7 protein-coding genes and 3 pseudogenes are annotated in these 8,594 nt (G+C 70.0%); 6 read left to right on the forward strand and 4 right to left on the reverse strand.

Features of this window, described 5'->3' with window-relative positions:
- Nucleotides 1-96: 96 nt before the first annotated feature.
- Nucleotides 97-1,017 (reverse strand): AEC family transporter, encoded by a 921-nt coding sequence (locus STRTUCAR8_RS04945; protein WP_006374353.1) that lies wholly within the window; start codon nucleotides 1,015-1,017, stop codon nucleotides 97-99.
- Nucleotides 1,018-1,232: 215 nt separating this feature from the next.
- Between STRTUCAR8_RS04945 and STRTUCAR8_RS53870 the strand changes: the two are divergent.
- Nucleotides 1,233-1,454 (forward strand): annotated as a pseudogene (locus STRTUCAR8_RS53870) (STAS domain-containing protein); the annotation flags it as partial.
- 30 nt (nucleotides 1,455-1,484) lie between these two features.
- On the opposite strand, the gene STRTUCAR8_RS04950 reads toward STRTUCAR8_RS53870, so the two are convergent.
- On the reverse strand, nucleotides 1,485-2,537 hold the full coding sequence (locus tag STRTUCAR8_RS04950; protein WP_006374347.1) for a sigma-70 family RNA polymerase sigma factor: 1,053 nt from the start codon (nucleotides 2,535-2,537) through the stop codon (nucleotides 1,485-1,487).
- Between the two features lie 206 nt (nucleotides 2,538-2,743).
- Between STRTUCAR8_RS04950 and STRTUCAR8_RS53875 the strand changes: the two are divergent.
- A pseudogene (locus tag STRTUCAR8_RS53875) lies at nucleotides 2,744-2,911 on the forward strand (IS5/IS1182 family transposase); the annotation flags it as partial.
- A 34-nt stretch (nucleotides 2,912-2,945) separates the two neighbouring features.
- Nucleotides 2,946-3,335, forward strand: a pseudogene (locus STRTUCAR8_RS49280) (P-loop nucleotide/nucleoside kinase family protein); the annotation flags it as partial.
- Nucleotides 3,336-3,526: 191 nt separating this feature from the next.
- Here STRTUCAR8_RS49280 and STRTUCAR8_RS04955 read toward each other — a convergent pair.
- Nucleotides 3,527-4,798 carry an MFS transporter gene (locus STRTUCAR8_RS04955; RefSeq protein WP_006374351.1) on the reverse strand — a complete coding sequence of 424 codons (1,272 nt, stop codon included), beginning with the start codon at nucleotides 4,796-4,798 and terminating at the stop codon, nucleotides 3,527-3,529.
- A gap of 63 nt (nucleotides 4,799-4,861) precedes the next feature.
- Here STRTUCAR8_RS04955 and STRTUCAR8_RS04960 point away from each other — a divergent pair, with 63 nt between their 5' ends.
- The gene (locus tag STRTUCAR8_RS04960; protein ID WP_006374354.1) at nucleotides 4,862-5,815 is read left to right on the forward strand and encodes a LysR family transcriptional regulator; all 954 of its coding nucleotides are present in this window, start codon (nucleotides 4,862-4,864) and stop codon (nucleotides 5,813-5,815) included.
- Nucleotides 5,816-5,927: 112 nt separating this feature from the next.
- On the opposite strand, the gene STRTUCAR8_RS04965 is transcribed toward STRTUCAR8_RS04960, so the two are convergent.
- Nucleotides 5,928-6,689: a prolyl oligopeptidase family serine peptidase gene (locus STRTUCAR8_RS04965; RefSeq protein ID WP_006374350.1), complete on the reverse strand. Its 762-nt coding sequence runs from the start codon at nucleotides 6,687-6,689 to the stop codon at nucleotides 5,928-5,930.
- A 146-nt stretch (nucleotides 6,690-6,835) separates the two neighbouring features.
- Between STRTUCAR8_RS04965 and STRTUCAR8_RS04970 the strand changes: the two genes are divergently transcribed.
- Together STRTUCAR8_RS04970 and STRTUCAR8_RS53190 are read left to right on the forward strand one after the other, a co-directional pair.
- Entirely contained in the window at nucleotides 6,836-8,074 is a 1,239-nt protein-coding gene (locus STRTUCAR8_RS04970; RefSeq protein ID WP_044471646.1) for an adenosine deaminase, read from the forward strand.
- Between the two features lie 135 nt (nucleotides 8,075-8,209).
- Complete coding sequence (locus STRTUCAR8_RS53190) at nucleotides 8,210-8,569, forward strand: hypothetical protein (protein WP_006374352.1); 360 nt, start codon at nucleotides 8,210-8,212, stop codon at nucleotides 8,567-8,569.
- Nucleotides 8,570-8,594: the final 25 nt, after the last annotated feature.

Raw genomic sequence — 8,594 nt, forward strand, 5'->3', positions numbered from 1 at the left:
TTTCCCCCTTTTGGCCATGATCTTGACTTGGACAGATCAGATCTTGACGCGGAGAGTAGTTGTCGCCGTACCGCTCACCCAGGCCGTACCGCTCGCTCAACCCAGCAGGGCCGCGACGACCACCAGCACCGGTACGGCCAGGACGGTCGACAGCAGGATCGCCTCACGGGCCAGGGTCTCCCCCACGCGATAGCGGCTCGCGTACGTGAAGAGGTTCTGGGCGGCGGGCAGGGCCGAGGTCACCACCACGTCGAGCAGCGGCGCGCCGTGCAGCCCGAAGACGCCCGCTGCCAGCGCCCAGGCGGCCACCGGCTGGCCCACCGACTTCAGGGCGACGGACAGCAGTACGGGAGTCCGCTCGGAGCCGCGCAACGGCCAGGTGCTGGCGGACAGCGAGATACCGAAGGCCAGCAGCACCGCCGGGACGGACATGTTGCCGATCAGGGTCAGCGGGTCGAGAACGGGCGCGGGCACGCCGATGCCCGACGCCGACACCAGCACCCCGGCCAGCGAACCGACGGCGACGGGATTGCGCAACGGCGTGATCAACTGCCGCCACAGCGGGCCCTTCTCACCGGCGCCCGTCAGATCGAGGACGGTCAGCGCGATCGGCGTGACCACGATCGTCTGGAACAGCAGCACCGGCGCCACGAGCGAGGCGTCCCCCAGTACGTACACCGCGATCGGGATACCGAGGTTCCCGGAGTTCACGTAGCTGGAGCAGAGGGCACCGATCGTCGTACGTCCCGCGCCCCAGCGGCGTACGACACCCACCGCGACGAAGACACCCGCCGCCGCGATCGTGCTCAGCGCGGTGATCAGGAGCCGGCTGGAGAAGATCACCGACAGGTCGGCCCGGGCGAGCGTGGTGAACAGCAGGGCCGGGGTGGCGACATGGAACGCGAGCTTGGTCAGGACCTCGCGTCCGTTGTCCCCGAGGTAGCCGCGCAGCCCGATCACATAACCGACGCCGATGACCACGGCGATCACCGCGAACCCGGTCAGCACCCCCTGCACGGAGCCTCCTCCGTGTGCGGCGCGGAAGCGGACGGGGAAGGGGCAGGGGAGCCGTGGGGTATCGCGGCCGGGGATGGTTCGTGGGGCATACACGTAACCCTCCGGGGGAGGAGGGGCGCGCGTCAAAGTGATCTCAACGGGTGGGCTCCGTCGGGTGCGCGTGATGGGTCGCGATGAGTTACGGGCGGTTGTCCGGTCTACCGTTCGTGGACGCTATGACACCCGCTGTACTCGTGCTGGCCGGCCCCGTCACCCGGGAAGGGGTGCCGAGGCTGTGCGAGGACGTGCGTGCGCTGTTGGCGAGCGGCGGCGCCGGTGGTGGTCGTGACCCGGTGGTGCCGGTCGTGGTGTGCGATGTGGCGGGACTCGGGCCCCCGGGCCTGGGCACGGTAGAGCTGCTGGCCCGGCTCCAGCTGACCGCCCGCCGGGCCGGAGGCCGGATACGCCTCCGGGACCCGGCGCCCGCCCTACTCGCCTTCCTGGACCTGGTCGGGCTCAGCTTCGACGTCGAGGTCGCGGGGGAGCGAGAGAGGGAGGCCGAACAGCGGGAACCAGCGCTTCGTGTCGAGGAAGCAGTGGAAACCGGTGATCCGGCCGTCTGAGATCTCCAGCACCTGGACCGCCCAGGGGGTGTAGCCGCCCGTCTCCTCGTCCGGCTTGTACTGGGCGAAGCCCGGCAGCCCGTTGACCGCGACCGGCACGAGGTGCGAGCCCGCACAGGCGGCGCCGAGAGTCGTCATGAAGCCGGTGATGTCCTCCGGCCCGGTCAGCCACAGGTCGAACGGCGGCATCGTCATGACGGCGTCCTCGTGCAGCAGCGCGGTGAGCGCCGTCATGTCGTACCCCTCGAACGCGGCGACATAGCGCTCCAGCAGTTTCTGCTGCTCCTCGCTGAGCGGGTCGGAGACGGTGGCACGGGCGCCGACGCCGCTCCCGTCCCGGTCCCGCTCGGCGAGCGTCGCCCGGGCCCGCTGGAGGGCGCTGTTGACGGACGCGACCGACGTTTCGAGGAGCTCGGCGACCTCGCTCGCCTTCCAGGCCAGCACCTCGCGGAGGATCAGCACGGCCCGCTGCTTCGCGGGGAGCTGCTGGAGCGCCGCCATGAAGGCGAGCCGCACGGACTCCTTGGCCACGGCCGCCTCCGCCGGGTCCTCGACGGTGGGCAGCACGCGGGCGTCCGGCATCGGTTCCAGCCAGGTGTTGTCGGGGCGGGGAGACAGGGCGGCCCGGGCGAGGGGGGTGGACTCGGTGAGGTCCATGGGGCGGGCGCGCTTGTTGCCGGCGGTCAGCATGTCCAGGCAGACGTTCGTGGCGATGCGGTACAGCCAGGAGCGGAGGCTGGAGCGGCCCTCGAACTTCTCGTAGTTCCGCCAGGCGCGGACCATGGTGTCCTGGACGGCGTCCTCGGCCTCGAAGGAGGAGCCGAGCATGCGGTAGCAGTACCCGGTCAGTTCGACGCGGTGCTGTTCCAGTTTCACGTCGAGGTCTGTCGCAGTGGCCGTAGCCGCACTGTCACCCATTGCCAACCCGCCCCATGGCTGCCTTCGTCGCACCGTCGCGACCCAACACGAGAAAGCTAGCGCAGGCCACTGACAACGGCCCGGGGAGTGAGTAAACGTGCAGGTGAGAAGGGTTCTCGCCCCCGCCGCCCCTACCCGTCCCATCCCGTTCCTGGGGGCTGCGCCCCAGACCCCCTAACGGCCCTGAATGGCCGCCGCGGCAGGAGGGCGGTCGGCCAGTCGGCTTCGACAGGACGATCTAAGAGCGAGGGAACGAAATTGAGCGAACGATCAACGCGCTGAAGAACTCCCGGGCCGGGGCCACGAGATTCGACAAGCGCGCCTATGTCTTCCACGGCACCGTCACCGTCGCTTCGATCCGCCTTTGGCTCAAGCGTGATCACTTGGCCTTCGTGACAAGATCTGGGGGTGACGACGTTGTTCCTGACGGTTGGCCTGCCAGGAGCCGGAAAGACCACGAGAGCTCGACAGCTGGCCAAGGAGCACAACGCGCTGCGGCTGACGCCGGATGAGTGGATGCTCCCGCTGTTCGGCGATCCTCAGCCGGCCGGGAAGCGCGATGTGCTGGAAGGACGGCTGCTTTGGCTGGGTCTGGAGGCGCTGAAGCTGGGAACGAACGTGGTCCTGGATTTCGGATGCTGGTCTCGTGACGAGAGGTCCGCGATCCGCTGGTTGGTCGTGTCTGGGAGCTCGTCCTGTCAACTCGTGTACGTGCCGGTGGACCTTGAGACCCAACGTGCTCGGATCGCCCATCGCCAGGCGACCACCCCTCATCGGCCTCTCCGCCCTCTCACGGAACTACTAGTCGCGAGTGTCCGGTGGACGGGCCGGGATGCCAGGGTCCCGGACTGGACACATGGAGTAGACGGCCGGGTGGGTGGGAAACGCGGCCTGGGCTGCACGGGGCTCGCTCTCAGACGTCGGTCGTATGGAGAGGTTCGAGGGCGCCCGGCAAACGGACCGAGACGGGTGGGTGGGCGGGAAACCCCTCACGCCACGCGAACGCTCCGCGCCGCCCGGGACCCCAGCACCGTGACCGTCACCACGCCGAGCACCGCCAGCAGGCCCATCCCCACGGTTCCCGACCAGCCGCCCGCGTGGAACGCCACCGCGCCCAACGTACTGCCGGCGCTGGAGCCGATGTAGTACGCCGACTGGTACAGCGCCGACGCCTGCGCCCGCCCCACCTTCGCCGTGTGGCTCACCGCCGACGACGCCACCGCGTGCCCCGCGAAGAACCCCGCTGTGATCAGCACCAGGCCCAGCAGAACGAGCGCCAGGGTGTCCGACAGCGACAGCAGCAGGCCGGAAGTGGTCGTACCGCCGGCCAGGTACAGGGCGCCCCGGCGACCCAGGCGGGCCACCAGCCTGCCCGCCGTCGACGCCGACACCGTACCCACCAGGTACACCAGGAAGATCGAGCCGACGACACCCTGGGGCAGGCTGAACGGGGCCTCCGTCAGGCGGTACCCGATCACCGTGTAGACCCCGCCGAACACGGTCATGAACAGGGCGCCGATCGCGTACAGGCGCCGCAGCAACGGGTTCGCAAGGTGTGTACGGACCGTGCGCGCCAGGACCCTCGGTCGCAGCGAGCCCGTCCGGAAGTGACGTGGCGCGGGGAGCAGCAGCCGGAAGGCCACCGCGCAGCCGACCGCCACGACCCCGATCACGGCGACCGCGGCCCGCCAGCCCCACTCCTGCGCGACCCAGCCCGTGATGACCCGGCCGCTCATCCCGCCCACGCTGTTGCCGGCCACGAACAGGCCGATCGCGGTGATCAGCGCCTTGGGCCGGACCTCCTCGGCCAGGTAGGCGGTGGCCGACGCCGGCAGCCCCGCCAGAGCCGCGCCCTGCACCGCCCGCAGTGCGATCAACGTGCCCAGCGACGGAGCGAAGGGCACCAGCATCCCGACCGTCACGGCCACGGCCAGCGACGCCGTCATGACCGTACGCCGCCCGAACCGTTCCGACAGGGCGCTCATCGGGAGGACGAACAGGGCCAGCGCACCGGTCGCCGCCGACACCGTCCAGCTTGCGTCGCTCGCCGGGACCCCGAACTCGCCGGAGATCAACGGCAGCAGTGCCTGCGTGGAGTAGAGGAGGGCGAAGGTCGCGACGCCCGCGAGGAAGAGCGCGAAGCTCATCCGCCGGTAGCCGGGCCCACCCGGGGTCATGCGGAGGTCGGCGGCGGGGAGCGGGGGGAGCGACGGAGGGGCGGCGGCCACGATCGTGGCCGCCCCGGTACTGGCAGCAGGCATGCCTCGAAGTTACGTACGCCCCCGTTCATCCGTCCAATGCACGGAAACTCCATAATCGTTCCCATGGTGCATCAGCAAAGGTCAGAAGCCCGTCTGTCACCGTCCAGTGACACAGAAGACATCGTCACCGCTCTCGCCCCACGGCTGTCCTACTTCGCCGGAGTCGCCCGCACGGAGCACGTCACCCGCGCCGCCCAGGAGATGCAGGTGCCGCAGTCGACGCTCTCCCGGGCGATGGTCCGCCTCGAACAGGATCTGGGCGTCGACCTGTTCGCCCGCCGGGGGCGGACTGTCTCCCTCACCCCCGCGGGGCGTACGTTCCTCGCCTCCGTCGAGCGGGCCCTCGCCGAGATCGGGCGGGCCGCCGACGAGGTACGCGCCGACGCCGACCCCGCCACCGGCAGGGTCGCCTTCGGCTTCCTGCACACCATGGGCGCCGAGACCGTGCCCGGCCTGCTGCACGCCTTCCGCGCCGACCATCCCCGCGTCCGCTTCACCCTCGTACAGAACTACGGCGAGGCCATGCTCGAACGCCTGCGCTCCGGCGAACTGGACCTCTGCCTCACCTCGCCCGTCCCCGACGCCCCCGACCTGGTCGCCCGGCGCCTCGACGAACAGAAACTCCGCCTCGTGGTCCCCGCCGACCACCGCCTCGCCACCCGCAGACGCGTCCGCCTCGCGGAAGCCGCCGACGAAACCTTCGTCACCCTCGAACCCGGCTACGGCCTCCGCCGCATCACCGACGACCTGTGCAAGGAGGCCGGCTTCCGCCCGCGCATCGCCTTCGAGGGAGAGGAAGCGGAGACACTACGGGGCCTGGTGGCGGCCGGCCTGGGCGTCGCCCTCCTCCCACCCCCGGCCGTCCCCCGCCCGGGAGTGGCCGAACTGACGGTCACCTCACCAAGAGCGGCAAGAGAAATCGGCGTTGCCTGGCTGGACGGCCACCCGGACACCCCGCCGGTGGCCGCGTTCAAGCGGTTCCTGTTGGAGAGGAAGGGCAAGTTGCTAGCAGGCTGAGCGGCACCCCCCCCTCAGGGGCGCGGGGCTGTATCCGATCTGCGGCTCCGCCGCGCGGGCGCGACCAGCCCCCACCGACCCGCACCCCGAACACAACCGATCCGCCCCGAACCTACCGCCGCAAAGACCGACCGAACCCCGCAGCCAACGGCATCCTCAACCCCAACGGCGGCGGAGCCATCAACGCGTCCTGCACAGGCCGCGAGAACCCCCGTCCGAACAGCACCCCCATCACGAAGTCCTCCGCCAGCGCGTGCACTTCCTGCCGGTACTGACGCAACCCGTGCCCGTCCGCGTGCACTTCGAACCGGCAGATGTCCCGGTTCGCCTTCTTCGCCCGCGCCGCGAACCGGAACGACAGTTCGGGATCGGTCCGTGCGTCGTTCGTGCCGTGCACGATCAGCACTCGCCGTCCCGTCAGCTGCCGTACCGGCTCCGGCGGCGCCGCCACGTCCTCCTCGGGCAGCCAAGGCGCCAGTGCCAGCACGGAGTTGACGGCGTCGTGGTCCGCCGCGCGCAGCGCCGCCCGCCCGCCCATGTCGACGCCGGCGAGGCACACGGAGACGTCGCCGTACCGCCGTACGATCTCGTCGACGGCCCAACGCGCGTCGTGCGCGAGCTGCGCCTCGCCGCCGTTCCAGCCGCGGTAGCGGTAGTGGACGACGTGCACGGCCAGTCCGTCCGCACGGCCCGCGCGGGCGAGCCGGCGGCCCAACGCCCTTACGGAGGCGGCCGCGAGGAGGGGAGACGGCCTGCGGGTCGATACCTCGTCACCGCCGGGCAGCAGCAGAACCGCGCCGCTGACCGACGTCGGCTCCGGACCCAGTGCCCTCCCGAGCCGGGCCTGACGTACCGGCGTCACTTGGTGTGCCATGACAGAACAGTGTCAGAAGCAACGGTGTACGCGACCTGTCCTCGCGGTCACCGTTACGTATCGGCGGAAACGTACAGGCGAAGAAAGGGAAAAAGAAAGAGAAAAGAGGACAGGCGTTCTACGCGCGTAGGAGTTAGAGTGCGGAAATGACGAGCCAGAGTGATCGGACGACGAGTCGGAAGACTGCCCGGAGCGCATCCACCGCGAGCGCCGCATCGACCGCGGGCACCGCATCCGCCGCGAGCACCCCGAGCCCCGGTCCCACCCCGGAGCAGATTCGGCGCGCCCCCAAGGTCCTGTTGCACGACCATCTCGACGGCGGCCTGCGTCCCGGCACGATCGTGGACCTCGCGCGTGACGCGGAGTACACCCAACTGCCCCAGACCGACGCCGACAAGCTCGGTGTCTGGTTCCGTGACGCCGCCGACTCCGGTTCGCTGGAACGGTACTTGGAGACCTTCGCCCACACCTGCGCCGTCATGCAGACCCGCGACGCCCTCGTCCGGGTCGCCGCCGAGTGCGCCGAGGACCTCGCCGAGGACGGTGTCGTCTACGCCGAGGTGCGGTACGCGCCCGAGCAGCACCTGCAGGCCGGGCTCACCCTCGAAGAGGTCGTCGAGGCCGTCAACGAGGGCTTCCGGGAAGGTGAGCGGCGGGCCCGGGAGAACGGTCACCGCATCCGGATCGGCGCCCTGCTCACCGCGATGCGGCACGCGGCCCGTTCCCTGGAGATCGCCGAACTGGCGAACCGCTACCGCGATCTGGGCGTCGTCGGCTTCGACATCGCCGGTGCCGAGGCCGGCTTCCCGCCCACCCGGCACCTCGACGCCTTCGAGTACCTCAAGCGCGAGAACAACCACTTCACCATCCACGCCGGCGAGGCCTTCGGGCTCCCCTCCATCTGGCAGGCCCTCCAGTGGTGCGGCGCCGACCGGCTCGGTCACGGCGTGCGCATCATCGACGACATCCAGGTCCAGGACGACGGCTCGGTGAAACTCGGCCGCCTGGCCTCCTACGTACGGGACAAGCGCATCCCCCTGGAGCTGTGCCCCAGCTCCAACCTCCAGACCGGCGCCGCCGCCTCCTACGCCGATCACCCCATCGGGCTGCTGCGCAAGCTGCACTTCCGTGCGACGGTGAACACCGACAACCGGCTGATGTCGGGCACCTCGATGAGCCGGGAATTCGAGCATCTTGTCGAAGCTTTCGATTATTCGCTCGATGACATGCAATGGTTCTCGGTCAATGCTATGAAGTCAGCATTCATTCCTTTCGATGAACGACTGGCGATGATCAATGACGTCATCAAGCCCGGATATGCCGAGCTGAAATCCGAATGGCTGTTCCGGCAGACCGCCTCCACCAGCGGTTCTGTCGAGGCGTAGGGCTGCTCCGGGGAGCCGGGAAGCGGTCGGGTCGGTGCGACTCGGCCGCTTTTCGATGTTTGCGGCGGGCGGCTTCCCGTGTTTACGGTCTTGGACCGCTCACATCCCCGTCTCGCATTCAAGGACGCATTCACTATGAAGCAGTCTGCTGCCAAGACCCTCGGTGTCGCCGCTCTCGGTGCCGCCTTCGCCGCGGCGGGTGCGGGTGCCGCCAATGCCGCCCCGGCCCTCCCCGCCCTCCCGGACTCCGCCGCGCTGAGCTCCGTGACCCAGACGCTGCCCGTGGAGAGCGCGTCGAAGGCGCTGCCGGGTGCCACCGAGGCCGTGGCCCAGGGTCAGGGCGCGCTCGGCGCGGGCGTGGCCGCCGCGCAGCCCGCCGTCACCAAGCTGCTCTCCGAGGGCCCCACGGCGCCGGTCTCCGGCCTGCTCGGTGGCCTCCCGCTGCAGGGCCTGCCCACCCACGGCCTCCCGGTGAACGGCATTCCGCTCGGCTGACCCACCCCGTGAACGCGCCGATGGG

Source organism: Streptomyces turgidiscabies Car8, assembly GCF_000331005.1.
GTDB lineage: Bacteria > Actinomycetota > Actinomycetes > Streptomycetales > Streptomycetaceae > Streptomyces > Streptomyces turgidiscabies.